The organism is Micromonospora sp. NPDC005707 (assembly GCF_040631005.1).
In the GTDB taxonomy this organism is placed as follows: Bacteria; Actinomycetota; Actinomycetes; order Mycobacteriales; family Micromonosporaceae; genus Micromonospora.
On record NZ_JBEXYR010000019.1, the window covers coordinates 80,227 to 106,061 of the forward strand.

Below are 25,835 nucleotides of genomic sequence, written 5' to 3' on the forward strand. Positions count from 1 at the left end.
CGCCCACGGCGCCGGGCAGGTCCGGAGGTGCGGAATGCGTTCAAGCGGAAGCCTCCTGCTGGGGGCGGTGGTCCTGCTGGCGGGCTGCACCACCGCGGGCCGGTCGGGCACGCCGGCCACCCCGGCCACCCCGGCCACCCCGGCGGCCGGCGCGACGACCGGCTGCGCGGCACGGGTCGAGTCGGGCGAGCTGCCCGACTGGGCCGATGCCGGGTTCAGCGGGGGCACCCGCATCGCGCACGTGTTCGGCGCGAAGGGCGACATCGTGGCCGTGCTGTTCGGCCAGCCGCTGAGCGTCGGCCGGACGGAGGGGCCCAACAACAAGATCCTCTGGGTGGCCCGGCCGGCGGCCACGCCGTCGCCCGATCCCAGCGCGCCGACCACCCTCGTCATCACGGCGACCCTGGACGGCACCACCACGCGGGCGACCCGGGAGGTCGCCGGCGGCCCCGGCCCGTCGATCATCGACCTGCCGCAGGCCGGCTGCTGGCACCTCGACCTCCGCTGGTCCGGGCGCACCGACACCATGGACCTCGTCTACGTCCCCGCCTGACGCAGGTTCCCGGTTGGACACCTACCCCCACCATGGCGGCATGAGCAGATGGCGCCGCCCGTACTCGCTGGACATCGCCACCGGCTTCGCCCTGCTGGGGCTAGTCGCGGCGGTCGCAGTCGGCACGTTCCTCGTCGCCGGGCACGTGCGCGGGTCGGTGCCGGCCCCGTTGGCGGTCCTCGCCGTGCTGTGGCTGATCGTCGCCGTGACCGTGACGGCGCGGCAGGCGATGCTCGGCGTCTACGTCAGCGCCCGCGGTCTGCGGTCCCGGTCAATGCTGCGTACGACAACGGTGCCCTGGGCGTCGGTGGCGCGGATCCGCAACGGCACGGCCAGCATCGCCGGCCTGGACATGGGTCGCGTCGCGATCGTCATCGACCGGGCCGACGGGCCCTCGGTACAGACCCCGCTGCAGCGCGGCGACCTGTTCCGGCCGTTCACGTTCCGGCCTGAACTGGGCCGGTTGGCCACCTGGCCGGAACACTACGACGAGATCCTGGCGATCCTGCGGGCACACCACCACGACGCGCAGCGCCGCGGGCAGGCGCCCCCGGAGGGGCGGCCCGGGTCGCCGGCTGGCTGGCCCCCGTCGCTCCCCGGTCAGTCCGCGCCGCCCGCCGGCCGGCCCGCCGCGGGGGGTGTCCGCCAGGCCGGGCCCTCGACCGGCATCGGCCCGGCCAGCGGTGTCCCCAGCGACCGGCGGCGCGACATCCACGCGCTGACCCGGCAGCACGAGCGGGGCGCGCTCACCGACGCCGAGTACGCCGCCGAACTGGCGAGGATCCACGGCGCCGGCCGGGTCGAGCCGTAGCCTCTGCCGGAGGCCGGCGCATATCCGGGGCGGTCGCCGGGTAGTCGGTGGCGATGACCACACCTGAGCAGAGCCGGCAGCAGGAGGACGCGCTCGAGACCGGCGCCGTGTACCAGGACGCCGAGGGGCGCCGCACCACGGACGCGGGCGCGGGAGCCGCGAACGCGGACAGCGAAGCCGACCGCAACGCCGAGCACCTGAGGCGCGGCGAGGTCGGTCCGGGCGTCCCCGAGGAGTAGGCCCGGTCGGCCGCCGGAGCCCGGCACCCGGACGGAACCGCGGCGTGCCGTCGCGGGCACCCGCCGACACCGGCCCGGCCGAACCGGCGCGGAACGGTGGCGCCGACCGCGCCCGGGCTGTTCATTCCGCCTCCGGTGGGGTGGGTGGGACGGCCAGGGCGATGGTGAGGGCGAGCACCGTGGCCGGTTCGTGCAACCGGTCCCCGTACAGCTCGCGGAGCTTGCCCATCCGGTAGCGGACGGTCTGCGGGTGCACGAACAGGTCGGCCGCCACGTCGTCGCGGCGACCCTGGTGCAGCAGCCAGGAGCGCAGCGTCTCGGCGAGCCGGTGCGCGGTGGCCGGCGGCAGGTCGGCGAGGGGCGCGAGCGCCTGGGCGCGGAGGTCGGCCAGGATCTCCGGGTCCATGCTGAGCAGCAGCTCCGCCAGGTGGTGCTCGGTGTCGACCGGCCCGGCGTCCGGTTCGCCGAGGCCGAGGGCGAGCGCCCGGGTGGCCCGCTGGTAGGAGGCGGCGACCCGGTGCCACGGCCGGGCCGGCCCGAGCACCGCCCGGTGCCCGTGCAGCAGGCGGGTGAGCTGGCGCCGCCGGGCGCCGTGGGTGTCCGGCACCAGGAGGACGGCCAGTTCCTCGGCGGGGTCCATGCCGGGCAGGTCCTCGCCGCTCTCCAGGGTGTGCGGGCCGAGCAGGGCGAGCACCGCGCGCAGGTTGCGGCGCGGCAGGAGGACGACGGTGAGGGTCTGCGGCAGCGGCCAGTCGGCCCGTTCGGCGCTGCGCCGCAGGATGTCCTCGGGCTCCCCGGCGAGCAGTTGCCGCGTGAGCCGCTCCATGTTGCGGCGGCGGGCCCGGCCGGCGCTGGCCCGTTCGTCGCCGTGCCCGGCCACGCTGGCCGCGGACAGCTCGTCGATGTACGCGAACATCAGCTCGGCGAACTCCGCCACCGTCTCGGCGGACAGCCCGCTGCGGACCGTGGTGGCGGAGACCTCCCGCCAGGCCACCCGCGCCCCCACCCGGTACGCGGCCAACAGCGCGTCCATGCTGCGCCCCGAGCGCGCCTCGCCGCTGCCCAGGGCGTACGCGGCCTCCAGGGCCGGTGCCAGCGGGGTGCTCGGGTCGGCCAGCTGTGCCCCGTCGATGAGTTGGAGGAAGGTGCCCAGCGCGATGCGTACCGCGTTCTCGATCTTCGCCCGCATGGTGCCGGTGAGCGCGCCGGAGTAGTCGGGGACCTCGGCGGTGATCGCGCTGACGGTACGCTCGGCGACCACGGGGAGCCGGTCACGGAGCCGGGCGGACACCCTTTCGTCGAGTTCGAGATGGGCCGCGCGATAGCTCGCGTAGTCGTCCGACATGTTGTTCTCCCCGAACAAAAACCTGCGGCTCTTTCACCTTTGCCGGTCAAGATGTTATGCGATCACGCAGTCACCCTGGTGATATGACCACAACTGCCCCCCGCCGCTCCCAGAAGGTGACCTTCCGGGACAGACTGCTGCGGCTGGCCGGCGCGGTCACCACCCCGCTGCTGCCTGGTGACTACCTCGACCTCGTCGCGCCGCTGCGGGCCGGCGCCCCGCTGCGCGGCCGGATCGTCGAGGTCCGTCCGGAGACCCGGGACGCCGCGACCGTGGTCATCCAGCCGGGCCGCAGCTGGCAGGGGCACCTGCCCGGACAGTACGTGCGCCTCGGCGTGGACGTCGACGGGGTGCGTCAGTGGCGCGCGTACTCGGTCACCTCGGCGCCGGGCGCCGCGGACGGCCTGATCGCCGTCACCGTGAAGGCGATCCCGGACGGCAAGGTCAGCAATCACCTGGTCCGCCGGGTCCGGCCCGGCACGATCGTGCAGCTCGACCAGGCGCAGGGCGACTTCGTCGTGCCCGAGGCGACGCCCGGACGGGTCCTCTTCCTCACCGCCGGCAGCGGGATCACCCCGGTCATGGGGATGCTCCGCGCCGGCCTGCACGACCGGGCGGACGTGGTGCTGGTGCACTCGGCGCCCACCCGGGACGACGTCATCTTCGGCCCCGAGCTGCGGGCCCTCGCCGAGGCCGGCGCGCTGCGGCTGGTCGAGCGGCACACCGACAGCGACGGCCTGCTCGGCGTCGACGAGCTGGCCGACCTGGTGCCCGACCACCTCGACCGGCAGACCTGGGCCTGCGGGCCGATCGGCATGCTCGACGCCGTCGAGGGGTACTGGGACTCCCACGGGCTCGCCGACCGGCTGCACACCGAGCGGTTCCGGCCCACCGTGATCTCGCCGGGGGAGGGCGGCACCGTGACGTTCACCGAGGCCGGGGTGACCGTCGAGGCCGACGGGGCCACCCCGATCCTCGACGCCGGCGAGCGGGCCGGAGTGCTGATGCCGTCCGGCTGCCGGATGGGCATCTGCTTCGGCTGCGTCGTCCCGCTGCGGGAGGGCGCGGTACGCGACCTGCGCAACGGCGACGTCACCACCGCAGTCCCCGGGGACGGCGTGCTCGTGCAGACCTGCGTGTCGGCGGCCGCCGGTACCTGCGACATCGAACTCTGACAGGAGGCCCTCCGACGTGACCGTGATCCAGAAGAAGGCGGACAACCCGATCGCCCACCTCAGCGCCGAGGACATCGAGATCATCGGCAAGGAGCTGGACGCGATCCGGGACCGGGTGATCGCCGACCGGGGTGAGCGGGACGCCCGCTACATCCGCAAGGTGATCAAGACCCAGCGAACGCTGGAGCTGAGCAGCCGCGCGGTGCTGCTGTTCTCGCTGTTCCCGCCCGCCTGGATCGTCGGCACGGCCGGCCTCGCGGTGGCCAAGATCCTGGACAACATGGAGATCGGGCACAACGTCCTGCACGGGCAGTGGGACTGGATGCGCGACCCGAAGATCCACTCCACCACCTGGGACTGGGACCACGTCTCCCCGCCCGAGCAGTGGAAGCACTCGCACAACGAGCTGCACCACCGCTACACCAACGTGCTCGGCAAGGACAACGACCTCGGCTACGGCATCATGCGGGTCGACGAGGACCAGCCGTGGCACCCGGCGTACCTGGGCCAGCCGTTCTACAACTTCGTGAACGCCTGCTTCTTCGAGTACGGCATCGCCGCGTACGACCTGGAGCTGGGGGAGAACCTCAAGAAGGGCCGGCACAAGGACCCGGCGTTCCGGGCCCGCGCCCGGGCGGTCGGCCGCAAGATCCGCCGCCAGGTGCTCAAGGACTACGTGCTGCACCCGCTGCTGTCCGGCCCGTCGTTCCTGTCCACGCTCGCCGCCACGTTCACCGCGAACCTGATCCGCAACCTGTGGAGCCACTCGGTGATCATGTGCGGGCACTTCCCGAACGGCGTGGAGACCTTCGAGAAGACCTCCATCGAGGGCGAGACCCGCGGCGAGTGGTACCTGCGGCAGATGCTCGGCTCGGCCAACATCAGCGGCAGCCGCCTGCTGCACATCATGACCGGCAACCTGTCGTACCAGATCGAGCACCACCTCTTCCCCGACCTGCCCAGCAACCGCTACCAGGAGATCGCCCCGCAGGTCCGGGCGCTGTTCGACCGGTACGGGCTGAAGTACACGACCGGCCCCCTGCCCAAGCAGGTCGCCTCCGCCTGGTGGAAGGTCATCCGGCTGTCGCTGCCCAACCGGCGCGCCGACCGGCGCCAGCCGGTGGCCACCGCCCCGCTGGTCTCCTCCGGCACGGCCTGACCGGTCGCCGCCCACCGGAGAGATATTCCGGTGGGCGGCGCCATCCCCGATCGGCTACCGTCATGGGCATGGACCTCAGGCGCAGCACCACCGCCGCGGCCGCGCGAGCTTCCCGCTCGCCGGCCGCCGCCGCCTGACCTGCCCCATTCCCGCCGGCGACCGGAAACGGTCCGCCGGCGTCGTCGTGTCACGCCACCGCCCGCGCGGCGGACCGTCCGGTCGTCCCCACCGGAAGGCCCGTGCCATGACACCCGATGAGATCGTCCGCACCTTCGTCGACCACTACCACCGCCGAGGCCACCGGGACGCGCCGGAAAGCTCGCTCGTCCCGTCACCCGGCGACCCGGTGCTCTTCACCACCTCCGGCATGCACCCGCTCACGCCGTACCTGCTGGGGCGCCCGCACCCCGGCGGCCGGCGGCTGGTCAACGTGCAGCGCTGCCTGCGCACCACCGACCTCGACGAGGTCGGTGACCGCACCCACCTGACCGTCTTCGAGATGCTCGGCTCCTGGTCGCTCGGCGACTACGACATCGCGACCAGCCTGCGCTGGGGCCACGAACTGCTCACCGAGGGCTTCGGTATCGACCCGGGGCGGCTGCACGCCACCGTCTTCGGCGGCGACGAGCAGGTCGGCCCGGACGAGACCGCGCTCGCGACCTGGACCGGGCTGGGCGTGCCGGTCGAGTCCAACGGCGCGGAGAACTGGTGGTCCAACGGCCCCACCGGCCCGTGCGGGCCCGACTCGGAGATCTTCGTGTGGACCGGGGAGGGCGCGCCGTCCGGCACCCCGGGCACGGACGAGCGCTGGATGGAGGTGTGGAACCACGTCCAGATGCGCCACCACCGCCACCCCGACGGCCGGCTGACGGCGTTGCCGATGGCCAGCATCGACACCGGGATGGGCCTGGAACGCCTGGAGATGGTGCTGCGCGGCGGCCGGTCGGTCTTCGACGGCGCGGGCCTGACCCCGTGGGTGGGCGCGGTCCGCGACCGGTGGGACCTGCGCGGCGCGGACCTGCGGGTGGTCGCCGACCACCTGCGCTCCGCGGTGGTCGTGCTCGGCGACGGGGTACGCCCCGGCAACACCGGCCGCGGCTACGTGCTGCGCCGGCTGGTCCGGCGGGCGCTCACCGTGCTGTGGCGCGACGACCCGGCGCGGGGCCTGACCGAGCTGCCGCTCGACGCGTACCGCGACACGCTGCGCCGGTTCCGGCAGGACGCGGAGGTCGGGCCGCTGCGGGAGTTGCTGCTGGACGAGGAGCGGCGGTTCCGTGGCCTGCTGGACCGGGGCCGGCCGCTGGTCGACCGGGTACGCGCGCGCGGTCCGCTGACCGAGCGCGACTACCACTGGCTGCACGACACCCACGGGCTGCCCCGGGACCTGGTCGACGGCCTGCTCGCCGAGGCGGGTTGACCCGCGCCGGTGGCCGGGGCGGTGCCACGGTGCCAGACTCGGCAGCGGAGACCGCCGCGGCGAGGGATGTGATCGCATGGGGTACGAGGTCCGGCCGGACGCCGAGACGGTGAGGCTGCTCGGCGCCCGGGTGACCGTCACCGACGCCGCGGGCCTGCTCGCCGCGGCGCAGGACGGGCCGGTGGAGCTGCTGGCCGGAGGCGACTTCCCCGCGCCGGTGCGGGAGGTGCGTTGCACCGTGCGCGCCGACAGCCGGGACGGGCGGCCGGTGCACCGCTTCGAGGCGTACCTGCGGGCGGACACCGCGCTGCCCGGCGCCGGCCTGCTCGCCCTCGGCCTGGCCGGGCCGATCGGGCTGCTGGTGGCCCAGCGGCTCGCCGCGCGCGGCGGCGACGGTCCGGCCGCCGCCGTCGGCCGGGTCGCCGCCGAGGCCGGCCGCCGCCTCGGGCTGCGACCCACCGGGGCCGCCCTCGCCGAGCCGTCGCGCGACCCGGCCGGCCGGGCGGTGCTGCGCGCCGCCGACGAGGCCGGCCTGCGCCCCGAGGTCAGCCACGACGGGCCGGCGGTGCGGGTACGCGCCGAGGTGCCCAGCGCCGAGGTCACGCCCGCGCACCTGACCCTCATGGTCGGCGTGGTGCTCCAGACCGTCCGGGAGCTGGCCGGCGACACCCCGGAGCCGACACTGCTGCGCGGCCGGTCGTACCCCGTGGGCCACCGCGTGGCCGCGGCGGCGCCGCGCAGCGCGGCCGTGACCCTCGACCAGGTCGGTGGCCTGGCCGAGGTGGTCGCCCGCTTCCGCGAGGTCGCCGTCTCGTTCCGGCACCCGCAGGCGATGGCCCGCTGGGGCGCGCGGCGGCCGCAGGGCATCCTGCTGTACGGGCCGCCGGGCACCGGCAAGACCATGCTGGCCCGGGCCCTGGCCAACGAGATCGGCGCGGACTTCGTGGAGATCCGCACCCCGGAGATCCTCGACAAGTTCCTCGGCGGCTCCGAGCGCAACATCAAGCGGATCTTCCGGGAGGCGCGCCGCTACCGGCGGCCCACCGTCATGCTCTTCGACGAGTTCGACAGCATCATCAGCTACGCGGGCGCCGGCGGCGACGCCGCCAGCCAGGCGGTGAACGCGGTGGCCGGCATCTTCAAGCAGGAGATGAACACCCTGTTCGAGGAGAACCCGGACGTCATCGTGGTGGCCACCACCAACTTCCCGCAGCGGGTCGACGCCTCGCTGACCCGCTCCGGCCGCTTCGACCTCAAGATCGCCATTCCGGCGCCGGACGAGACCGGCCGCGCGGAGATCCTCGCCAAGATGATCCGGGAGCTGATCGACCGGCACGAGCGGCCCGGCTTCCGGATGTTCGGCGCCGACGTCGACCCGGCGGCGCTGGCCGCGGCCACCCCCGCGCTCACGGGGGCCGACCTGCGGGAGGTGCTGCGCCGGGTGCAACTCGCCAAGGCGCTCCGGGAGGCGACGGAGGGTGCGCCGCCCGCCCCGATCAGTCAGGATGACCTCCGAGAGGCCGTCGCCGGGCTGCGCCGCGGCTGACGACGGCCCACGGAGGGAGTCCCGTGTCGTCGTCGTCCACCCTGCTGTCCCGTCGGGATCTGGCGTTCCTGCTCCACGACTGGCTCGACGTCGGCCGGCTGACCGAACGGCCCCGCTACGCCGAGCACTCGCGGGAGACCTTCGACGCCGTGCTGGACCTCGCCGCGCAGGTCGCCGCCGAGCAGTTCGCGCCGCACAACCGGGCCGCCGACGCCAGCGAACCGAGCTTCGACGGGCAGCGGGTTCGCACCATCCCCCAGGTCAAGGCCGCCCTGGACGCCTACGCCCGCACCGGCCTGCTGGCCGCCACCATGGACGAGTCGGTGGGCGGCATGCAGCTGCCGCACGCCGTGGCCGCCGCCTGCTCCGCCTGGTTCCAGGCCGCCAACGTGTCGACGGCCGCCTACCCGTTCCTCACCCTGGGCAACGCCAACCTGCTGCTCGCCCACGGCAGCGCCGAGCAGATCGACACCTGGGTCCGGCCGATGGTGCAGGGGCGGTTCTTCGGCACCATGTGCCTGTCCGAACCGCAGGCCGGCAGCTCGCTCGCCGACATCACCACGCGGGCCGAGCCGCAGGACGACGGGACGTACCGGCTGGTCGGCACCAAGATGTGGATTTCCGGCGGGGAGCACGACCTGGCCGAGAACATCGTCCACCTGGTGCTGGCCCGGATCCCCGGCGGGCCGCCCGGGGTGAAGGGCATCTCGCTGTTCATCGTGCCGAAGGTGCTCGTCGACGACGACGGCGCGCTCGGCCCCCGCAACGACGTGGTGCTGGTCGGCCTCAACCACAAGCTCGGCTACCGGGGCACCACCAACACGCTGCTCAACTTCGGCGAGGGCGTGCACCGCCCGTACGGGCGGCCCGGGGCGGTCGGCTACCTGGTGGGGGAGCCGCACCAGGGGTTGGCGCAGATGTTCCACATGATGAACGAGGCGCGCATCGGGGTGGGCGCCGGCGCCACCGCGCTCGGCTACACCGCCCACCTCAAGTCCGTGGCGTACGCCCGGCAGCGCCCCCAGGGCCGGCCGGCCGCCGACAAGGACCCCACCGCCCCGCAGGTGCCGATCGTGGCGCACGCCGACGTCCGCCGGATGCTGCTGGCGCAGAAGAGCTACGTGGAGGGCGCGCTCGCCCTCATCCTCTACTGCGGACGGCTCCTCGACGAGGAGAAGACCGCCCCGGCGGAGGCCGACCGCAGCCGGGCCCACCTCCTGCTGGACCTGCTCACCCCGATCGCCAAGAGCTGGCCGTCGCAGTGGTGCCTCGCCGCCAACGACCTGGCCATCCAGGTGCACGGCGGCTACGGCTACACCCGCGACTACGACGTCGAGCAGCACTGGCGGGACAACCGGCTCAACCCGATCCACGAGGGCACCCACGGCATCCAGGCGCTGGACCTGCTCGGCCGCAAGGTCACCATGCGCGACGGCGCCGGCCTGGAGCTGCTGCTGGAGACCATCCGGGCCACGGTGACCCGGGCCTGGAAGGCCGACGGCGAGGCGGCCGAACTGGCCGGCCGGCTGGGCGCGGCGGTCGACCGGATCGCCGTGGTCACCCGGCGGCTGCACGGCGCCGGCGATCCCGAGGTGACACTGGCCAACGCCTCGATCTACCTGGAGGCGGTCGGGCACGTGGTGATCGCCTGGATGTGGCTGGAGCAGCTGCTCGCCGTCGAGGCCCTGGGCAGCCCGGACGGCCCGGACGCCGACTTCCTGGCCGGCAAGCGGCAGGCCGCCCGGTACTTCTTCCGCCACGAGCTGCCCCGGACCGGGCCGCAGTTCGACCTGCTGGAGAGCCTGGACCGCACCACCCTGGACACCCGGGAGACCTGGTTCTGACCGGGGTCGGCCCGCGCGGGGTGCGCGATGGGCCGGCCTAGGACCTGCGGCGGGCGAGCAGCGTGGAGTCGTCGATGTCGACCGTCACGCCGTCGCGGGTGACCGTCCGCGGCCGCTGCTCGACCACGAGCGCCTCGAAGTCGTCCGGCAGCCCGGGCAGCAGCTCCTCGGCCAGGAACATGGCCCGGCGCTGGCTCGCGGTCAGGTGGGTGAACACCTCGTGCGGGGCGTGCCCGACGACCAGCAGGTGCCCGCCGGGTGCGACGGCGCCGGCCAGCCGGCCGGTCACCTCCACCATCCCGCCGTCCGGCGGGTGCAGGAAGTGGCTGGTGACCAGGTCGTAGGACCGGCCGTCGGCCGCGAAGGCCCGGGCGTCGACCTGCCACCAGTCGGTGCGGTCGGCGACCCCGGCCTGCTCGGCGTGCCGGGCGGCGCGGGCCAGGCCGTTGGCGGAGAAGTCGGCGCCGGTGACCCTCCACCCCTGCCGAGCCAGCCAGATCACGTCGCCGCCCTCGCCGCAGCCGACGTCGAGCGCGGTGCCCGGCGTCAGCCTGGTCACCTCGGCGACGAGCTGCGCGTTGGGGTTGCCGCTCCAGATCTTCTCCGCGCCGGAGTATCGCTCGTCCCAGGCCGGCGGCTCGAAGATGGCGGCCGCCTCCTCCTCGCTGAGCTGGTGGCCGTGCCCGTGTCCACTCATGCGGCGTTTCCTTCCGGTGCTGGGCGGCGTTCGCCCCGATGCCCACCAGCATCCGGAACGCTCCGGGCGCTGACAAACTTTCTTGCTGTTTCGGCAAAATTGGCGGCCGGCCGAGGATGTCGGTGCCGGACCGTAGGGTCCGCGCTGTGAACGACACCGCCGTGACCCGGCAGACCGGACAGGACTACGTCGATCGTCTCGAACGCCGCGACTGGCCCGCGTTGGCCGGCCTGCTCACCGACGACGTGGTCTACGAGATGCCACAGACCCGGGAGCGCATCCGCGGCAGGGAGGCGTTCCTGCGGTTCAACATCGAATATCCCGGTGACTGGCACCTGCGGGTGCGCCGGCTGGTCGCCGACGGCGGGTCGGCCGCCCTCTGGCTCGACGTCCGGGTGGGCGACGAGCAGCAGGACGCGTGTGTCTGGCTGGAAGTATCCGAGCACGGGCTGATCAGCCGGATCGTCGACTACTGGCCCGAACCGTACGACCCGCCGCAGGGCCGCGAACACCTCGTGGAGCGGTGGTGATCACCGCCGCCGTCGTCGTGCGCGTCGGGTCGCGTGGGAGCATGCGTCCATGAGCAGCGATGTCCCTCTCGAGGTCAGCGCCCTGGCCATCAACGTCACGATCCCCGAAGGGCTCCGCTGGACCGACACCCGGCGCGGCGAGGAGTTCACGCTGACCACGCTCAACGTCCGGCTCCTGCCGGACGGGCGCCTCGCGGCGAAGGCCTACGGCCGCCCGACCGCCGGTGGCCGCGGCACCTATGTCTCGTTCCCGGTGCCGGAGCGGCCCGAGCTGGTGGCTCTGGTCGACCGGGCTGCCGGCCGGGCCGGTGAGCTGTGGGCCGCGCACCGCGGTCTCGGCTGACGGGCTCCGCCGGCAGCGGCATGATCGGATCGGGCCACAGCGGTCGGGCGCGGCCGGGGTTCCTCGGGCCAGTCTTGACGTCGAAGGGAGGCCTCGTGATCTCGGCACTCAACCGGCTCGTCGACGCTGTCGAAGAGCACCTGACCGAGGAATTCGACGTCGTCGGACTGGCCAGGACGCTCGGCACGACCGAATACCACCTGCGCCGGATGTTCTCGTCACTGGCCGGCATGCCGCTGTCGGAGTACGTGCGCCGGCGCCGCATGACCGTCGCCGCCGCCGACGTCGTTCGCGGCCGGGACGACCTGCTGAGCATCGCCGTCCGGCACGGATACGGCTCGACGGAGGCGTTCGGCCGCGCGTTCCGGGCGGTCCACGGCGCCGGTCCCGGTGATGTCCGCCGCGACGGAGGCCCCCTTCGCACACAACCGCAGCTCAGGTTCCGCCTGAGCGTCGAAGGGAGCAGACCCATGCACACCCGCATCCTTGACCGCCCCGCGTTCCGGCTCGTCGGGCACGCCGTTCGGGTCCCGCTGATCCACCACGGCATCAACCCGCACATCCAGCGGCACATCACGGCACTGCCCCGGGAGGAACACCTCCGGTTGAAGAGCCTCGGGGACGCCGAGCCGCCGGGCCTGCTGCAGGTCTGCGACGACCTCGACCCGGACGGCGCCGAGGGCAGCGAACTGACCTACCTGCACGGGGTCGCTGTCTCCGGGGACACGCCGGCCCCGGACGACCTCGACGCCATCGAGGTGCCAGCCGGCAGGTGGGCGGTCTTCCGCACCGCCGGACCGCACCCGCAGGTCCTGCAGGAGACCTGGGCCGCCACCGCGACCGACTGGTTCCCCTCCAACCCGTGGCGTCTCCGGCCCGGCCCCTCGATCGTCGCGGTCCTCGACCACGCCGACGACTTCAGCACCGCGACCTGCGAACTGTGGCTGCCCGTCGAACCGGCGTGACGATCCCGCAACGCCGGCCCACGCGTCGTCGTCCGACCCGAGCATCCGAAGGTGGATCGTCATGGCAGGTACCCGGCAGATCCTGTTCATCCAGGGCGGCGGCGCGGGCGCGCACGACGAATGGGACGACAAGCTGGTCGACAGCCTGAGGCGGGAGCTCGGGGACACCTACGAGGTCCGCTACCCGCGCATGCCCGACGAGGACGACCCGAGCTACGCCCGGTGGAGTGCGGCCATCCGGCGTGAGCTGGCGGCCCTGGCCGACGGCGCGGTGGTCGCCGGCCATTCGGTGGGCGCGACGATCCTCGTCGCCGCGCTCGCCGAGCGGCCACCGGAGCGGCAGATCGGCGCGATCGTGCTGATCGCCGCTCCGTTCGTCGGCGCGGGCGGCTGGCCCGGCGAGGAGTTCGAGCTGCCGCACGACCTCGGTGCGAGGCTGCCGCACGGCGTGCCCGTGCACGTGTTCCACGGCCTCCAGGACGAGACCGCCCCACCGTCGCACGCCGACCTGTACGCCCGCGCCGTCCCGCAGGCGCGGCTGCACCGGCTGCCCGGGCGCGATCACCAGCTGGACGACGACCTGAGCGAGGTGGCGAGGACGATTGGTGCCGCCGGCCCGGGAACCGCCACCTCTCGTTCCGGTAACACCACCGCCCGCCCGTGCGAAGAAGGGGTGTAACGGCTACGAGAGAGGACGGCCCGTGGATGATCCTGGCTCAGTGGAGGGTGACATCTCCGGCATCGGAGCCGATCCGGTGGCCTTCGAGATCTTCTACCGGCGGCACGTGGAGGCGGTGGGCCGGTTCGTGGCCCGGCGGGTCGACGACCCGCACCTCGCCGCCGACCTGACCGCCGACGTGTTCCTGGCGGTGATCGAATCGGCGGCCGGCTACCGGCCGGACCGGGGCAGCCAGATCGGCTGGCTGTTCGGGGTGGCCCGCAACGTCATCGCCGACGAGCGGCGCCGGGCGGCCCGCCGGCTGCGGGTGACCGGCCGGCTGGCGGGACGACGGGACCTGGACGCCGACGACATCGCCCGCATCGAGGAACGGATCGACGCCGAGTCGGCGGCGCGCCGCACGTGCCGGGCGCTGAGCGGGCTGCCCGAGCACACCCGGGCGCTGGTCGAGAGCGTCGCCGTGGACGGTCTCACCGTGGCCGAGGCGGCGATCGCGCTCGGGATGTCCCCGGTCGCCGCCCGGGTCCGCCTGCACCGCGCCCGTCGCATCGTCCGCGCCGTGCTCGCCCGCCCGGCCACCACCCTCGCCTGATCGAACGGAGACGACGCCATGACCAGGACCGAGCAGTCACCGCACGGCTTCGAGGAGCAGCTCCTCACGGATCTGAAGGCCCACGTCGTTCGGCGGTCCGAGACCGTTCCGGCGGCCCGTCCGGTCGGGCACCGCACCCGGTTCCCGCGCGGGTGGCGCCTCGCCGGAGCGCTCGGGCTGGCGGTCGCGCTGACCGCCGGAGTCCTGGCGGCCCAGACGATGGGACTGGGCGACCAGCCGCCGCCCACGGCCAGCGCGTCGGAGATCCTCCGACTGGCGGCCGACGCCGCTCGGCAGCAGCCCGAGCTCACCGCCCGACCCGACCAGTACGTGTTCACGGAAGCCCTGGCGACGAGGCGGGAGAGGCCGGACAGCGGCCCGTACGTCACCACGCGGGTGCAGATGTGGCAGTCGGCCGGGGGAGTCGCGCACCCGCAGGCGCGGTACCGGCCGGAGGCCGAACCGAACGGCTGGGGCGAGCTGCGGGTGCTCCGCCCGATCGATCCCGCGGATCCCCGCAAGGAGCTGGACGAGCTGCCGTCGCCGGCGTACCACGGCGACCTGCCCACCGAGCCGGACCGGCTGCTCCGATACCTCCGGGAACACCCGGTCGACCTGCATCTGCCGGAGGGCGCCGACGAGAAGGCCGTGTACGGGAGCGAGAGCATGCCGTACACCACGGCGCGGTCCGTGCTCGACGGCTACGTGCCGCCCCGAGCGCTGGCGGCGCTGTTCGAACTGCTGGCCCGGGAGCCGGGAGCCGTCGTCATCTCGGGCGACGTGGTGGACGCCGCCGGCCGGCACGGGGTGGCGATCCGCATGCCCGGCGTGATCGGTGGCAACAACGACCTCATCTTCGACCGGAACACCCACGTCTACCTGGGCACCCGCAGGTCCGTGGTGCGCGACGGCAGCGAGTCGGCCGAATCGGCCGTCGCGCAGCTCCGGGTCGCGATCGTCGACCGGCCGGGCCAACTGCCCTGACCGGTGCCGGCCCCGCCCTCAGCCCCCGGCGAGCAGGCGGTCGCGGACCTCGCGGCGCAGGACCTTGCCGATCTGCGAGCGCGGCAGCTCCTCGACCACGACGACCCGGCGCGGCACCTTGTAGCCGGCGAGATGCTGGCGGCAGGCCGAGCGGACCGAGTCCGGGCCGGCGCCCACCCCCGGGTCCAGCACCACGGCGGCCACCACCTCCTCGCCGTCCCCGGTGGGCAGGCCGACCGCGGCGGCCTCGCGGACGCCGGGGATCCGCAGCAGCGCCTCCTCCACCTCGGACGGGTAGACGTTGAACCCGCCCGTGATGATCAGTTCCTTGATCCGGTCGACCACGGTGACGAAGCCGTCGGCGTCCATGGTGACCACGTCACCGGTGCGCAGCCAGCCGCCGGGCAGCAGCACCCGGGCCGTCTCGTCGGGGCGGTTCCAGTAGCCGGCGAACACCTGGGGGCCGCGGACCAGCAGCTCGCCGGCCTCCCCGGGGGCGCGGTCCCGGGTCGGGTCCTCCGGGTCGACGAGGCGGACCTCGGTGGAGGGGAACGGCACCCCCACCGTGCCCGGCCGGCGGGTCGGCGCCACCGGGTTGCCCAGCGTGATGGGCGAGGTCTCGGTCATCCCGTAGCCCTCGACCAGCAGGCCGCCGGTCACCGACTCCCAGAGGTCCACGGTGGCCGGCGGGAGCGCCATGGCGCCGGAGATCGCGTACCGGACGGAGGTGAGGTCGACGCCGCGTTCCCGGGCCGCGGTGGCGAGCCGCGCGTAGACCGGTGGGACGGCGGGCAGGAAGGTCGGCGGGCGGCGGCGCGCCGCGTCGAGCACCTGGTCGAGGTCGAAGCGGGGGAACAGCACCAGGGTGGCGCCGATGCTCACCGCGAAGGTGAGGCAGAGGGTCAGGCCGTACGCGTGGAACAGCGGCAGCACGGCGTACACGGTCTCGGCGCCGTCGCGCAGGCCGGGCACCCAGGCCCGGCCCTGCGCGGCGTTGGCCCGCAGGTTGCGGTGGGTCAGCACGGCGCCCTTCGGGACGCCGGTGGTGCCGCCGGTGTACTGGAGCAGCGCGGTGTCGGTGGCTCGGGGCGCGGGGTGGTCGGCGGCCAGCGGAGCGGCGTCGGCGACCAGCGCCGGCCAGGAGAGCGCGTCGGGCGCCGGGGCGGTCATCGCGGCCCGGGCGGCGCGGACCTTGGGCAGCGGCAGCCGCAGCGCCCACCGCTTGAGCCGGGGCAGCGCCCCGGGCAGGTCGACGGCCAGCACGGTCTCGACCGCGCCCCGCCCGGCGACCAGCGGCGCCACCTTGTCCCACACCACGGCGACCCGGGCGCCGTGGTCGGTGAGCTGGTGGGCCAGCTCGTCGGCGGTGTAGAGCGGGTTGTGCTCGACCACCACGGCGCCGAGGCGCAGCACCGCGTAGAAGGCGACCACGTGCTGCGGGCAGTTCGGCAGCACCAGCGCGACCCGGTCGCCGGGGCCGACGCCGAGCCGGCGCAGCGCCTCGGCCGCCCGGGCCACCTGGTCGGCCAGCTCGGCGTAGGTGGTGGTGGCGCCGTAGAAGTCGAGGGCGACCCGGGGCCCGAACCGGCGGGCGGCGTCGGTGAGCAGGTCCACCAGCGTGCCGGTCGGCTCCGCGATCTCGGCCGGTACGCCCGGGGCGTAGCTGCGGGTCCAGGGCCGCTGGGCGGTCGCGTCCATCGCCGTCTCTCCTCGCTGCCGGATGACGGCCCTCAGCCTAACTTAACCGCCCGGTAACTTACGGCGGAGTAACTTGCTGAGTTCGTCACACGGCGGGCGGTTCAGCGGCGTGGGGCGCCCCTCTGCACGACCCGGCGGCCCCGCACGAAGGCCAGCACGATGAGCACGACCAGCGCGATCAGGTCGATGACGAGCAGCCAGCGCACCGCCTCCAGGAACAGCCCGAGCAGGATGAGCACGGCGGCCACGACGCCGACGATCCAGAGCAACGCCCGCATGTCATCCTCCCGGGAGTGCGGTGGGCCGCCCGCTTTCCCGCTCCGGCGCCCGCCATGCCCGCCCGGGGCCGGTTCATCGCCGGGCCACGTACACGGTGTTCGCGGCCTCCCGGCCCTGCAACGGGTTCGGGAAGCGAACGACGTGCGCCACCGAGGTCGGGAACACCTCGGTCAGCGTCCGCTGGAACTCCGAATCGGGCGGGTCGTTCGACCAGAGCGCGAAAACCCCGTCCGGGTGCAGCAGCGCGGCCAGCCGGCGCAGCCCGTCGACCGTGTAGAAGTCGGCGTGGCTGGGGTGCAGCACCTGGCGCGGGGAGTGGTCCACGTCGAGCAGCACCGCGTGGAACCGGCGCCCCGGCGCCTCCGGATCGAACCCGACGCCGCTCGCCACCGCCGCGAAGAAGTCCGCCCGCAGGAACCGGGTCCGCGAGTCGGCGGCCAGTCCGGCGGCGAACGGCAGCAGGTCCCGGCGGTGCCAGTCGATCACGTCCTCGATCGCCTCGACCACCACCAGCGAGCGCACCCGGGCATCCTCCAGCGCGGTGCGCGCCGTGTAGCCGAGACCGAGCCCGCCCACCACCACGTCCAGGGCGCCGCCGGTCAGCGGGGCCAGCCCGAGCCGGGCGAGTTCGATCTCCGCGACCGGGAAGAGGCTGGACATCAGGAACTCGTCGTCGAGCTTCACCTCGTACACGTCGACGTCGAGCGACGGGTCGCGGCGCCGGCGCAGACTGATCTCGCCGATCGGCGTCTCCCGCCAGGCCAGTTCCTCGAAACGCGCGCCCACCCGTGTCCTCTCCGCCGGTCCGTGACCGGATGCTACCGGCCGGTCGTCCGGCCGCCCGGGGATATGGGCGGCGCGGCCGTTTTTCCGCGCCCCGCCGCATCGGCGGGCCGGCGACGGGTACGCCGCCGACGACTCCCGCCCGGCGCGGCCGGCGGGGCCGAGGACGCCGGAGAGGGGAGCGAGCGTGGCGGACATGCTGGCCGGACGGCTGCACGTGGCCGATCGGGCGCTGCGGGTGGAGTCGGTGCCGGTGCCCGAGCCGGGGCGCGGGCAGGTGCGGATCCGGGTGGCCGCGGCCGGCGTGTGCCTGTCGGACGTGCACCTCATCGACGGCACCCTGACCCCGCTCCACCTGGACGGGGACGTGGTGACCCTCGGCCACGAGGTGGCCGGGACAGTCGACGCGCTCGGTGACGGGGTGCGGGGCTGGGAGCCGGGCCAGCGGGTGCTGCTCCAGGCGGGGGAGCGGGACCGGTTCGGCCTCGTGCTCACCCGCGGCGTCGACTACGACGGCGGCTGGGCCGAATATGCCCTGGCCCGCGAGGACACCCTGGTCCCCGTCCCGGATCTGCTCCCGTTCGAGCAGGCCTGCATCATTCCCGACGCGGTCTCCACGCCGTGGGCCGCGGTGACCGAGACGGCCCAGGTCCGGCCCGCCGAGGCGGTCGCCGTGTGGGGCGTCGGTGGCCTCGGCGCGCACGCCGTGCAGTTGCTGCAGCTGGTCGGCGCGGCCCCGGTGATCGCCGTGGACCCGCTGCCGGCGGCGCGGGACCGGGCGCTCGCCCTCGGCGCGGACCTGGCCATCGACCCGGCCGACGACGGCTTCAAGGACGCCGTGCTCGAACTGGTCGGCACCCGGGGGCTCGACGTGGCGTTCGACTTCGCCGGCGTCAACGCGGTCCGCGAGCAGGCCATGACCGTGCTCGGCCGGCACGGCCGGCTGGTGCTCGCCGGCATCGCCAACCAGCCCATCAGCATCCCGTCGGACAGCCGGTTCACCTACAACCGCCAGGCGGTGCTCGGCCACTACGGCTCGGAGGCCGAGCACGTCGGGCAGTTGGTGACCCTCACCGGGCTGGGCCGGCTCGACCTGTCCACGTCGGTCAGCGACGTGCTGCCGCTGGCGGACGCCCCGGAGGCGGTGCGCCGGGTGCACGAGAAGGAGGGCAACCCGATCCGGCTGATCCTGCGGCCCTGACGGCGCCGTCAGTCGGGACGGCTCGCCACGACCACCGTGTCGAGGGCGTCGACCGTGCCGCCGTCGGTGGTGGGCACCGGGCGGCGGGCCGTCTCGGCGCGCCGGATGTGCAGCCCGGCGAGCCCGTCGACCACCGCCTCCGGCGTCAGCAGCACGGCCGGGTCCTGCGGCCCACCGGTGCCGCCGGTCAGGTTCGCCAGGTCGTGGCCGACCACCACGAGGCTCCCCCCGGGGCGCAGCGCCTGCTTGGCCGCGGCCAGCACCCGGGCGAGGTCGTCGGCGGGCAGGTGCAGGTAGCTGATGAGCACCAGGTCGTAGCTGCCCGGCACCGGCCGGTACGCGGTGACGTCGGCGACCCGCCACTCGACCTCGACACCGCGCCCGGCGGCCAGCTCACGCCCCCGGCCGACGGCCACCGGCGAGAAGTCCACCGCGGTGACCCGCCAGCCCTGCTCGGCCAGCCAGACCGCGTTGCGTCCCTCACCGGCGGCCAGGTCCAGCGCGGCGCCGGGGATCAGCCCGGTGACCGACTCGACCACGAAGCGGTTCGGCTCAGCGCTCCACACCAGACCCGGCGTGCTCGTGTACCGGGCATCCCAGGCGCTGCTGTCCACTGTGTCTCCTCCTCCGGCGGCCCCACACCGCCATGGTGACCGTACCGGCTGCGGCAAGCGCTCCCACGGCGAGTCCGGCGAACGGGGGCAACTGCTGGGCGAGGACGAAGACGCCCATCACCACCACGAACCAGCCGAACGACTTGCGCAGGAGGTCCGCGGGGATCCTCCCGGCGAGGCGACCGCCGAGGACGCTGCCGACGACGGCGGCGGCGGTGACCGCGAGGGCGAGGCCCCAGTTGATGCTCACGCTGGAGAGGTAACCGGCCAGGCCGGCGAAGGACTTCATCGCGATGACGACCAGGGAGGTGCCGACGGCGACCGGCATCGGCAGGCCGCCGAGCAGGGCCAGGGCGGGCACCACGAGGAAGCCGCCGCCCGCGCCGACCAGGCCGGTCACCAGCCCGACCACGATCCCGTCGAGGATCACCCGGAACACCGGCAGCTCGTGCGGCACCGGCCGGCCCTCGGCGGCGCGCCGGCCCCTGATCATCGCGATCGCGGTGGCCAGCATCATCACGCCGAAGCCGGTGAGCAGGAATCCGGCCGGGACGAACTCCGCCAGCCGGCCGCCGGCGTACGCGCCGGTCATTCCGGCGAAGCCGAAGATCAGCCCGGTACGCCAGCGGACCCGTCCGGCGCGGGCGTGCGGCAGGACGCCGACGGCGCTGGTGGCGCCGACGACGAGCAGGGAGGTGGCGATCGCCTCCTTGGCCGGCAGGCCGGCGACGTACACCAGCAGCGGGACGGCGAGGATCGACCCGCCGCCGCCGAGCAGCCCGAGGCTCACCCCGATCAGCACGGCCAGGCCGACGGTGAGCAGCAGGGAAGCGGTCATGCCCGCGCCCCGTTGCTCTCGCGCAGGTGGCCGACGACGGTGTCGAGGTCGCAGCTGGCGCCCCGGTTGTACGGCAGCCTGCTCAGCATCATCCCCATGGCGCAGGTGTTGGTGACCGCGGCGAAGGTGAGGCCGGCGCCGATGAACGCGGCGACCCACTTCAGGCCCGGTACGAACACCGAGCCGACGACGCTGGCCAGCACGATGGCACCGGCGACCAGGCGGACCTGCCGCTCCAGGTCCCAGCGGGGCGCGCCCTGCTGGGTCGGTGCGTTCACCGCCTGCCAGGCGAGCATGCCGCCGTTGAGGATCTTCAGGTTCGGCAGCCCGACCCCGGCCAGTGCCTGCTCGGCCTGGGTGGCGCGGGCGCCCGAGCGGCAGATCAGCACCACGTCCTCGTCCAGGTGGTTACGCAGTTCCTCGCGGTGCTCCTTGAGAAGGTCCAGCGGGACGTTGTAGGCGCCGGGGATGTGGACGGTCTCGAACTCGGCCGGAGTGCGCACGTCGAGCAGCCGGGGGGAGCGCCCGGAGTCGATCAGTTCCCGCAGGGTGGTGGCGTCCAGGCTGGCCGGGTGCGTGGTCTCGGAAGCGCTCATTTCTCCTCGTTCTGGGACGAATCGCCGTAGCTGGCGGCAGGGTGGGACGCCGGCCGGCGCCGGTGGCGCCGGCCGGGACTCGGATGGGGGTCAGGCGTTGTCGGCCATGGCGACGCCCGCCGCCTCGGCCCGATCGAACCTGTCGTCGATGACGACGACCTCGCGGCCGGCGTTGGCCAGCAGCGACGCCGCGGCGGTGGCCCGGTAGCCGGAGCCGCAGTGCACCCAGACCGCGCCGGCCGGCACGTCGGCGAGCCGCTTGGGCAGGTCGGGAAGCGGAACGTGCACGGCGCCCTCGACATGGCCGGCGCGCCACTCGTTGGTCATCCGCACGTCGAGCACGACGGCCGGGGCGGGCAGGCCGGCCGGGGTGTTCCCCGCGCGGGCCGCGGCCAGTGCTCCGAAGTCGGCCATCCGCAGCTGGCGGAGCTGGTCGGGCGTGGCCGCCCACTGCTCGGCCCCGCCGGTGGCCTGCGCTGCCGGCCGGTCGATGCCGATCCGGACCAGCTCGCGCTGGGCGTCGGCGACCTGCTCCGCGGTCTCCGCGAGCAGCGTGATCGGCGTGCCCCAGTCGATCAGCCAGCCGAGCCAGGTCGACATCGGGCCGTCCAGCGCGAGGCTGACCGTGCCGGCCAGGTGCGAGGCCGCGTACGCCTTGCGGTGCCGCAGGTCCACCACCCACTCCCCGGCGGAGATCCGGTCGCGGAGCTGGGCCGCGTCGGCCCGGGCGACCGGGGTGAGGTCGACCGGTGCCGGCCCGGCGCTGTTCGCCACGCCCATGTGGGCGTAGTACGCCGGGTAGGCGTCCAGGCCGGCGAGGGTCTGGCTGACGAACTCGTCCGCGGCCAGGCGCAGCACCGCGTTGGCCTGCTTCTCGCGTCCGATGGTCGAGTCGGGGGCGTCGGCCTGGCTGGCCGAGCAGAAGCTGCCGAAGCCGTGCGTCGGCCACACCTGGGCGCCGTCGGGCAGCAGGTCGGCCAGCCGCCGCGCCGAGGCGTGCTGGCGGTGGGCCAGCTCGTGGGCGTGCTCCTGGCCGAGCAGGTCGGTGCGTCCGGTGGTGCCGAACAGCAGCGAGCCGCCGGTGAAGACGCCCGCCGGCTGCCAGCCACCGTCGGTGGCCTCGTCGAGGACGTACGACAGGTGGTGGAACGTGTGGCCCGGGGTGGCGACCACGCGGAGCCGCAGCTTGTCGGAGACGGGCATCGTGTCGCCGTCGGCGACCGGCATCCGGTCGAAGGTGACCTCGTCGGCGGCGGCCACCAGGTACCGGGCGCCGGTGATCCGGGCGAGTTCCAGGCCGCCGGAGACGTAGTCGTTGTGGATGTGCGTTTCCACCACATGGGTGATCCGCACCCCCTTGGCTCCCGCGAGGTACAGGATCCGGTCGATGTCGCGCTGCGGGTCGACCACGATCGCCACCTGACCGTCGGAGGCCAGGTAGCTGCGGTCGCCGAGCGAGGACGTCGCGATGACGGAGACCTCGACTGACATGTGCCGTTCTCCTTCCTGTTCCGCATACCCCCGGGGGTATGCGGAAGTCAGACTTCGGCCCGGGTCACGGGCGTAGTGATACCCGTCCTCGCCGCGATCACGCGGCGAGGACGGTGAATTCCTCGGTCAGGCCAGGGCGAGGAAGAGCTTCTCCAGCTCCTCCTCGGTCATCTCCGGCTCCTCGCCCCGCTCCCGGGCGGTGCCGCAGTGCCGCATGCCGGACGCAATGATCTTGAAGCCGGCCCGGTCGATGGCCTTGGACACGGCCGCGAGCTGGGTCAGGGCGGCCCGGCAGTCCTCGCCGTTCTCCATCATCTCGATGACGGCGTTGAGCTGGCCCCGGGCTCGCTTGAGCCGGGTGAGCGCCTCGCTGGTCATCTCGGGTTGAAGCTTCACGCCACTACCTCCTGCCTCCAACATACCCCAGGGGGTATCGGTCTGCCACTGGATACCCCCACGGGTATTTTCAACTGTCGGGTCGCCCGGCGGATTCCCACCGTCGCCGCGAGAACGATCCCCGGCGACCGGAACCGGGCGGCCCGGTGCGGCCTGCCGACCAGGTACTGACGCGCCGAATCACCGGCGGCCCGGCCACCAGGGCCGGCATCATGTCCACGAGGGAGAGCAGAAGCATGAGCTACGCAATGACCGTCCGTTCGGCCGCCGGGTTCGCCCCGACGGTGGAGCGCGTCCGGGCGGCCCTGAAGGACCAGGGTTTCGGCGTGCTGACCGAGATCGACCTGCGCTCGACGCTGCGCGACAAGCTCGGGGTGGACATGGCGGAGTACGTCATCCTGGGGGCCTGCAACCCGCCGCTGGCGCACCGCGCGGTGCGGGCGGACCCGGCGATAGGCCTGCTTCTGCCGTGCAACGTGGTGGTCCGGGCCGAGGGGTCGGACAGCACGATGGTGCAGGCCATGGACCCGCAGGTGATGGTGCAGCTCAGCGACGCGCCGGAGTTGCGGGCGGTCGCCGACGAGGCCGCCGCCCGCCTGCGGGCGGCGCTGGACGTCGTGGCTGCCTGAACCGCGGCGGGGGGCGCGGGCGAGTGCCCGCGCCCCCGCGTGCGGAGGATCAGCGGCCGGCGCCGCTGCCGGCCAGCTTCGACCGCACCTCGTCCATGTCCAGGTCCCGGACTGCCTGGATCACCTGCTCCAGTGCGGCGGCCGGCAGCGCGCCGGGCTGCGCGAAGACCAGGACCCCGTCCCGGAAGGCCATCAGTGTTGGGATCGACCGGATCTGGGCGGCCGCGGCGAGGGCCTGCTCCACCTCGGTGTCGACCTTGCCGAACACGATGTCCGGGTGCTGCTCGCTGGCCTTCTCGAAGACCGGTGCGAAGCTGCGGCAGGGGCCGCACCAACTGGCCCAGAAGTCGACCAGGACGATCCCGTCCCGGCTCACGGTCTCCGCGAAGTTCGCCCCGGTCAGCGCCACGCTCGCCATGTCCCACCTCCGTGTCTCGACGGTGCTTCCAGTGAGCGCAACATACCCGTGGGGGTATCTGTTCCCGGTGTGCCGGCTCACTCGGGAATGTCGATGTGGGTCAGGCGGGTTAGGGTCGACGTAGATACCCCCGGGGGTATGCGGAGCAAAGGAGTTGAGTATGCGAGAGGTCGACCTGGTGGAGTTCGCCGCCGCGCACGCCGACGGGGCCGTCACCGTGGACGTGCGCGAGCCGTTCGAGTACGTCGAGGGGCACGTGCCCGGCGCCCGTTCGGTGCCGCTGGCCCAGTTGCCGACAGTGGTCGGGGAACTCCCGCGCACCCGTCCCGTCTATCTCATCTGCGCCAGCGGTAATCGGAGCCTGGCCGCCGCGCAGTTCCTGGCCCGCGCCGGCATCGACGCCCGCTCGGTCCGTGGCGGCACCGGCGGATGGGCCCGCAGTGGCCGTCCCGTCGTCACCGGGGTGGGCGGCCCGGCCGCCTGAGCTGCGGGTCGGTGGTCCCGGGAATCCGGGGCCGTCCGCCTCGCTCATACCCCCTGGGGTATAGGTCGTTGTCAGTGCATCGCCAGTCATCATCGCGAAGGAGTTCGGCACGATGTTGTTCACCCAGTACTACCTGGACTGCCTGTCCCAGGCGTCGTACCTGATCGCCGACGAGACCACCGGGCGGGCGGTGCTGGTCGACCCGCGCCGGGACATCGACGAGTACCTGACTGACGCGCGGGCGCGCGGCCTGACCATCGAAGGGGTGATCAACACCCACTTCCACGCCGACTTCCTCGCCGGTCACCTCGAGGTTGCCGCCGCGACCGGCGCCTGGATCGGCTACGGCCGGCGGGCCGAGACCGAGTACCCGAGCCGCAAGCTCGCCGACGGGGAGCGGATCAGCCTCGGGGACGTGACGCTGGAGATCATGGAGACTCCCGGGCACACCCCGGAATCGGTCAGCATCCTCGTCTACGAGCACGCCGCCGACCCGGTGCCGTACGGGGTGCTCACCGGCGACGCGCTGTTCATCGGCGACGTGGGCCGGCCCGACCTGCTCGCCTCGCTCGGCGCCACGGCCGACGACCTCGGTCGGATGCTCTACGACAGCGTGCAGCGCAAGCTGATGGGCCTGCCCGACGAGGTCCGGGTGTTCCCGGCGCACGGCGCCGGCTCGGCCTGCGGCAAGAACCTCTCCACCGAGCGGCAGTCCACCATCGGCGAGCAGCGCCGCACCAACTACGCCTGTGCACCGATGAACGAGGAGGAGTTCCTCGCCCTGGTCACCGGCGGCCAGCCGGCCGCGCCCGGCTACTTCGCGTTCGACGCGGTGCTCAACCGCAAGGCCCGGGAGCTGTTCGACCACAGCCGGGCCCCGCGCCCGCTCGACGCCGCCGAGTTCGCCCGGGCCCGCGCCGAGGGCGCGCTGGTCGTCGACGCGCGCGACCCGCAGGAGTTCGCCGCCGGCCACGTCCGCGGAGCGATCAACATCCCGGCCGACGGCCGGTTCGCCGAGACCGCCGGCAGCGTGGTCGCGCCGGACCGCAAGGTCCTGGTGGTGGCGCCGCAGGACCGGGAGGAGGAGATCGTCGTCCGCCTCGCCCGGATCGGCTTCGACCAGGTGCTGGGTTACCTGCGCGAGCCCGAGGGCTCGTTCCTCGAGATGGTCGTCGACCTGACCCCGGCCAGCCGGGTCACCGCCACCGAACTGCGCGCGGCGCTGGACACCGCCACTCCGCCGGTGGTGCTGGACGTCCGCAACGCCGGCGAGCGGGAGCAGGGCGCCCTCGATGGCTCGCGGCACATCCCGCTCGCGGAGCTCACCCGCCGCCTCGACGAGGTGCCGGCCGATCGGCCCGTCGTGGTGCACTGCGCCGGCGGCTACCGCTCCTCCGTCGCGGCCAGCGTGCTCCGCAACGCCGGCCGGGCGGACGTCTCCGACCTGCTCGGCGGATACGGCGCCTGGCAGACCCTGCACGCCGCCGTCTGACCGTCCGACCGCGGGTGGCCGGGGATCCCCCGGTCAC

The 25,835-nt window shown here is 73.8% G+C and carries 29 protein-coding genes; 18 read left to right on the top strand and 11 right to left on the bottom strand.

Going from position 1 to position 25,835, the window contains the following annotated elements:
* Window positions 1-34: 34 nt before the first annotated feature.
* Genes ABZ452_RS28890 through ABZ452_RS28900 form a run of 3 tightly spaced genes read left to right on the top strand, consistent with a single transcriptional unit; the run spans window position 35 to window position 1,603 of the window.
* Entirely contained in the window at window positions 35-553 is a 519-nt protein-coding gene (locus ABZ452_RS28890; protein ID WP_357949458.1) for a hypothetical protein, read from the top strand.
* A gap of 40 nt (window positions 554-593) precedes the next feature.
* On the top strand, window positions 594-1,364 hold the full coding sequence (locus ABZ452_RS28895; protein WP_357949461.1) for a PH domain-containing protein: 771 nt from the start codon (window positions 594-596) through the stop codon (window positions 1,362-1,364).
* Window positions 1,365-1,417: 53 nt separating this feature from the next.
* A complete protein-coding gene (locus ABZ452_RS28900) occupies window positions 1,418-1,603 on the top strand; it encodes a ribonuclease (RefSeq protein WP_355059889.1) in 186 nt (61 codons plus the stop codon).
* Window positions 1,604-1,724: 121 nt separating this feature from the next.
* On the opposite strand, the gene ABZ452_RS28905 is transcribed toward ABZ452_RS28900, so the two are convergent.
* Window positions 1,725-2,948, bottom strand: a complete 1,224-nt coding sequence (locus ABZ452_RS28905) for a helix-turn-helix domain-containing protein (RefSeq protein ID WP_357949464.1) — start codon at window positions 2,946-2,948, stop codon at window positions 1,725-1,727.
* Window positions 2,949-3,031: 83 nt separating this feature from the next.
* Here ABZ452_RS28905 and ABZ452_RS28910 point away from each other — a divergent pair, with 83 nt between their 5' ends.
* The 5 genes from ABZ452_RS28910 (at window position 3,032) to ABZ452_RS28930 (ending at window position 10,089) form a co-directional block, all read left to right on the top strand.
* Complete coding sequence (locus tag ABZ452_RS28910) at window positions 3,032-4,123, top strand: ferredoxin reductase (RefSeq protein WP_357949467.1); 1,092 nt, start codon at window positions 3,032-3,034, stop codon at window positions 4,121-4,123.
* Window positions 4,124-4,139: 16 nt separating this feature from the next.
* Window positions 4,140-5,282 carry an acyl-CoA desaturase gene (locus tag ABZ452_RS28915; protein WP_357949470.1) on the top strand — a complete coding sequence of 381 codons (1,143 nt, stop codon included), beginning with the start codon at window positions 4,140-4,142 and terminating at the stop codon, window positions 5,280-5,282.
* Between the two features lie 244 nt (window positions 5,283-5,526).
* A complete protein-coding gene (locus ABZ452_RS28920; protein WP_357949473.1) occupies window positions 5,527-6,699 on the top strand; it encodes an alanine--tRNA ligase-related protein in 1,173 nt (390 codons plus the stop codon).
* 76 nt (window positions 6,700-6,775) lie between these two features.
* Complete coding sequence (locus ABZ452_RS28925) at window positions 6,776-8,245, top strand: ATP-binding protein (protein ID WP_357949476.1); 1,470 nt, start codon at window positions 6,776-6,778, stop codon at window positions 8,243-8,245.
* 23 nt (window positions 8,246-8,268) lie between these two features.
* Entirely contained in the window at window positions 8,269-10,089 is a 1,821-nt protein-coding gene (locus ABZ452_RS28930) for an acyl-CoA dehydrogenase (protein ID WP_357949478.1), read from the top strand.
* 37 nt (window positions 10,090-10,126) lie between these two features.
* On the opposite strand, the gene ABZ452_RS28935 is transcribed toward ABZ452_RS28930, so the two are convergent.
* A complete protein-coding gene (locus ABZ452_RS28935) occupies window positions 10,127-10,786 on the bottom strand; it encodes a class I SAM-dependent methyltransferase (protein WP_357949481.1) in 660 nt (219 codons plus the stop codon).
* 116 nt (window positions 10,787-10,902) lie between these two features.
* Here ABZ452_RS28935 and ABZ452_RS28940 point away from each other — a divergent pair, with 116 nt between their 5' ends.
* The 6 genes from ABZ452_RS28940 to ABZ452_RS28965 all read left to right on the top strand — a co-directional run bounded on the left by ABZ452_RS28940 (window position 10,903) and on the right by ABZ452_RS28965 (window position 14,879).
* The gene (locus ABZ452_RS28940; protein WP_357949484.1) at window positions 10,903-11,316 is read left to right on the top strand and encodes a nuclear transport factor 2 family protein; all 414 of its coding nucleotides are present in this window, start codon (window positions 10,903-10,905) and stop codon (window positions 11,314-11,316) included.
* Between the two features lie 49 nt (window positions 11,317-11,365).
* Window positions 11,366-11,659 (top strand): hypothetical protein, encoded by a 294-nt coding sequence (locus ABZ452_RS28945; protein WP_357949487.1) that lies wholly within the window; start codon window positions 11,366-11,368, stop codon window positions 11,657-11,659.
* Window positions 11,660-11,754: 95 nt separating this feature from the next.
* Window positions 11,755-12,624 (top strand): AraC family transcriptional regulator, encoded by an 870-nt coding sequence (locus tag ABZ452_RS28950; protein ID WP_357949490.1) that lies wholly within the window; start codon window positions 11,755-11,757, stop codon window positions 12,622-12,624.
* A 61-nt stretch (window positions 12,625-12,685) separates the two neighbouring features.
* Window positions 12,686-13,303: an alpha/beta hydrolase gene (locus tag ABZ452_RS28955; protein WP_357949495.1), complete on the top strand. Its 618-nt coding sequence runs from the start codon at window positions 12,686-12,688 to the stop codon at window positions 13,301-13,303.
* 40 nt (window positions 13,304-13,343) lie between these two features.
* Window positions 13,344-13,895 carry a sigma-70 family RNA polymerase sigma factor gene (locus ABZ452_RS28960; protein WP_357949498.1) on the top strand — a complete coding sequence of 184 codons (552 nt, stop codon included), beginning with the start codon at window positions 13,344-13,346 and terminating at the stop codon, window positions 13,893-13,895.
* Window positions 13,896-13,913: 18 nt separating this feature from the next.
* On the top strand, window positions 13,914-14,879 hold the full coding sequence (locus ABZ452_RS28965; RefSeq protein ID WP_357949501.1) for a CU044_5270 family protein: 966 nt from the start codon (window positions 13,914-13,916) through the stop codon (window positions 14,877-14,879).
* Between the two features lie 18 nt (window positions 14,880-14,897).
* Here the strand turns inward: ABZ452_RS28965 and ABZ452_RS28970 are convergent, their stop codons facing one another.
* The 3 genes from ABZ452_RS28970 to ABZ452_RS28980 all read right to left on the bottom strand — a co-directional run bounded on the left by ABZ452_RS28970 (window position 14,898) and on the right by ABZ452_RS28980 (window position 17,642).
* Window positions 14,898-16,577: a long-chain-fatty-acid--CoA ligase gene (locus tag ABZ452_RS28970; RefSeq protein WP_357949504.1), complete on the bottom strand. Its 1,680-nt coding sequence runs from the start codon at window positions 16,575-16,577 to the stop codon at window positions 14,898-14,900.
* Between the two features lie 101 nt (window positions 16,578-16,678).
* Window positions 16,679-16,855 (bottom strand): hypothetical protein, encoded by a 177-nt coding sequence (locus ABZ452_RS28975; protein WP_357949506.1) that lies wholly within the window; start codon window positions 16,853-16,855, stop codon window positions 16,679-16,681.
* 73 nt (window positions 16,856-16,928) lie between these two features.
* Complete coding sequence (locus ABZ452_RS28980; RefSeq protein WP_357949509.1) at window positions 16,929-17,642, bottom strand: spermidine synthase; 714 nt, start codon at window positions 17,640-17,642, stop codon at window positions 16,929-16,931.
* Window positions 17,643-17,835: 193 nt separating this feature from the next.
* Between ABZ452_RS28980 and ABZ452_RS28985 the strand changes: the two genes are divergently transcribed.
* A complete protein-coding gene (locus ABZ452_RS28985) occupies window positions 17,836-18,840 on the top strand; it encodes a zinc-binding dehydrogenase (protein ID WP_357949567.1) in 1,005 nt (334 codons plus the stop codon).
* Window positions 18,841-18,848: 8 nt separating this feature from the next.
* On the opposite strand, the gene ABZ452_RS28990 is transcribed toward ABZ452_RS28985, so the two are convergent.
* The 5 genes from ABZ452_RS28990 to ABZ452_RS29010 all read right to left on the bottom strand — a co-directional run bounded on the left by ABZ452_RS28990 (window position 18,849) and on the right by ABZ452_RS29010 (window position 22,775).
* The gene (locus ABZ452_RS28990) at window positions 18,849-19,454 is read right to left on the bottom strand and encodes a class I SAM-dependent methyltransferase (protein WP_357949511.1); all 606 of its coding nucleotides are present in this window, start codon (window positions 19,452-19,454) and stop codon (window positions 18,849-18,851) included.
* A complete protein-coding gene (locus ABZ452_RS28995; protein WP_357949513.1) occupies window positions 19,393-20,292 on the bottom strand; it encodes a sulfite exporter TauE/SafE family protein in 900 nt (299 codons plus the stop codon). Before ABZ452_RS28995 ends, ABZ452_RS28990 begins: the two co-directional genes overlap by 62 nt.
* Window positions 20,289-20,888, bottom strand: a complete 600-nt coding sequence (locus ABZ452_RS29000) for a rhodanese-like domain-containing protein (RefSeq protein ID WP_357949515.1) — start codon at window positions 20,886-20,888, stop codon at window positions 20,289-20,291. The genes ABZ452_RS28995 and ABZ452_RS29000 overlap by 4 nt, the downstream gene beginning before the upstream one ends.
* A gap of 90 nt (window positions 20,889-20,978) precedes the next feature.
* A complete protein-coding gene (locus tag ABZ452_RS29005) occupies window positions 20,979-22,379 on the bottom strand; it encodes an MBL fold metallo-hydrolase (protein WP_357949517.1) in 1,401 nt (466 codons plus the stop codon).
* Between the two features lie 126 nt (window positions 22,380-22,505).
* Window positions 22,506-22,775: a metal-sensitive transcriptional regulator gene (locus ABZ452_RS29010; protein ID WP_357949518.1), complete on the bottom strand. Its 270-nt coding sequence runs from the start codon at window positions 22,773-22,775 to the stop codon at window positions 22,506-22,508.
* A 236-nt stretch (window positions 22,776-23,011) separates the two neighbouring features.
* Between ABZ452_RS29010 and ABZ452_RS29015 the strand changes: the two genes are divergently transcribed.
* Window positions 23,012-23,404, top strand: a complete 393-nt coding sequence (locus tag ABZ452_RS29015) for a DUF302 domain-containing protein (RefSeq protein ID WP_357949520.1) — start codon at window positions 23,012-23,014, stop codon at window positions 23,402-23,404.
* 49 nt (window positions 23,405-23,453) lie between these two features.
* Here the strand turns inward: ABZ452_RS29015 and trxA are convergent, their stop codons facing one another.
* The gene (trxA, locus tag ABZ452_RS29020; RefSeq protein WP_357949523.1) at window positions 23,454-23,822 is read right to left on the bottom strand and encodes a thioredoxin; all 369 of its coding nucleotides are present in this window, start codon (window positions 23,820-23,822) and stop codon (window positions 23,454-23,456) included.
* Window positions 23,823-23,982: 160 nt separating this feature from the next.
* Between trxA and ABZ452_RS29025 the strand changes: the two genes are divergently transcribed.
* Together ABZ452_RS29025 and ABZ452_RS29030 are read left to right on the top strand one after the other, a co-directional pair.
* Window positions 23,983-24,306: a rhodanese-like domain-containing protein gene (locus ABZ452_RS29025; protein WP_357949526.1), complete on the top strand. Its 324-nt coding sequence runs from the start codon at window positions 23,983-23,985 to the stop codon at window positions 24,304-24,306.
* A 112-nt stretch (window positions 24,307-24,418) separates the two neighbouring features.
* Window positions 24,419-25,798, top strand: coding sequence for a rhodanese-like domain-containing protein (locus ABZ452_RS29030; RefSeq protein ID WP_357949529.1), 1,380 nt, complete (start codon window positions 24,419-24,421; stop codon window positions 25,796-25,798).
* Window positions 25,799-25,835 lie beyond the last annotated feature (37 nt).

Coding starts and splice junctions, on each gene's coding strand:
- ABZ452_RS28890 (WP_357949458.1), top strand. CDS start 35: ATGCGTTCAAGCGGAAGCCTCCTGCTGGGGGCGGTGGTCCTGCTGGCG.
- ABZ452_RS28895 (WP_357949461.1), top strand. CDS start 594: ATGAGCAGATGGCGCCGCCCGTACTCGCTGGACATCGCCACCGGCTTC.
- ABZ452_RS28900 (WP_355059889.1), top strand. CDS start 1,418: ATGACCACACCTGAGCAGAGCCGGCAGCAGGAGGACGCGCTCGAGACC.
- ABZ452_RS28905 (WP_357949464.1), bottom strand. CDS start 2,948: ATGTCGGACGACTACGCGAGCTATCGCGCGGCCCATCTCGAACTCGAC.
- ABZ452_RS28910 (WP_357949467.1), top strand. CDS start 3,032: ATGACCACAACTGCCCCCCGCCGCTCCCAGAAGGTGACCTTCCGGGAC.
- ABZ452_RS28920 (WP_357949473.1), top strand. CDS start 5,527: ATGACACCCGATGAGATCGTCCGCACCTTCGTCGACCACTACCACCGC.
- ABZ452_RS28925 (WP_357949476.1), top strand. CDS start 6,776: ATGGGGTACGAGGTCCGGCCGGACGCCGAGACGGTGAGGCTGCTCGGC.
- ABZ452_RS28935 (WP_357949481.1), bottom strand. CDS start 10,786: ATGAGTGGACACGGGCACGGCCACCAGCTCAGCGAGGAGGAGGCGGCC.
- ABZ452_RS28940 (WP_357949484.1), top strand. CDS start 10,903: ATGTCGGTGCCGGACCGTAGGGTCCGCGCTGTGAACGACACCGCCGTG.
- ABZ452_RS28945 (WP_357949487.1), top strand. CDS start 11,366: ATGAGCAGCGATGTCCCTCTCGAGGTCAGCGCCCTGGCCATCAACGTC.
- ABZ452_RS28955 (WP_357949495.1), top strand. CDS start 12,686: ATGGCAGGTACCCGGCAGATCCTGTTCATCCAGGGCGGCGGCGCGGGC.
- ABZ452_RS28965 (WP_357949501.1), top strand. CDS start 13,914: ATGACCAGGACCGAGCAGTCACCGCACGGCTTCGAGGAGCAGCTCCTC.
- ABZ452_RS28970 (WP_357949504.1), bottom strand. CDS start 16,577: ATGGACGCGACCGCCCAGCGGCCCTGGACCCGCAGCTACGCCCCGGGC.
- ABZ452_RS28975 (WP_357949506.1), bottom strand. CDS start 16,855: ATGCGGGCGTTGCTCTGGATCGTCGGCGTCGTGGCCGCCGTGCTCATC.
- ABZ452_RS28985 (WP_357949567.1), top strand. CDS start 17,836: ATGCTGGCCGGACGGCTGCACGTGGCCGATCGGGCGCTGCGGGTGGAG.
- ABZ452_RS28995 (WP_357949513.1), bottom strand. CDS start 20,292: ATGACCGCTTCCCTGCTGCTCACCGTCGGCCTGGCCGTGCTGATCGGG.
- ABZ452_RS29000 (WP_357949515.1), bottom strand. CDS start 20,888: ATGAGCGCTTCCGAGACCACGCACCCGGCCAGCCTGGACGCCACCACC.
- ABZ452_RS29005 (WP_357949517.1), bottom strand. CDS start 22,379: ATGTCAGTCGAGGTCTCCGTCATCGCGACGTCCTCGCTCGGCGACCGC.
- ABZ452_RS29015 (WP_357949520.1), top strand. CDS start 23,012: ATGAGCTACGCAATGACCGTCCGTTCGGCCGCCGGGTTCGCCCCGACG.
- trxA (WP_357949523.1), bottom strand. CDS start 23,822: ATGGCGAGCGTGGCGCTGACCGGGGCGAACTTCGCGGAGACCGTGAGC.
- ABZ452_RS29025 (WP_357949526.1), top strand. CDS start 23,983: ATGCGAGAGGTCGACCTGGTGGAGTTCGCCGCCGCGCACGCCGACGGG.
- ABZ452_RS29030 (WP_357949529.1), top strand. CDS start 24,419: ATGTTGTTCACCCAGTACTACCTGGACTGCCTGTCCCAGGCGTCGTAC.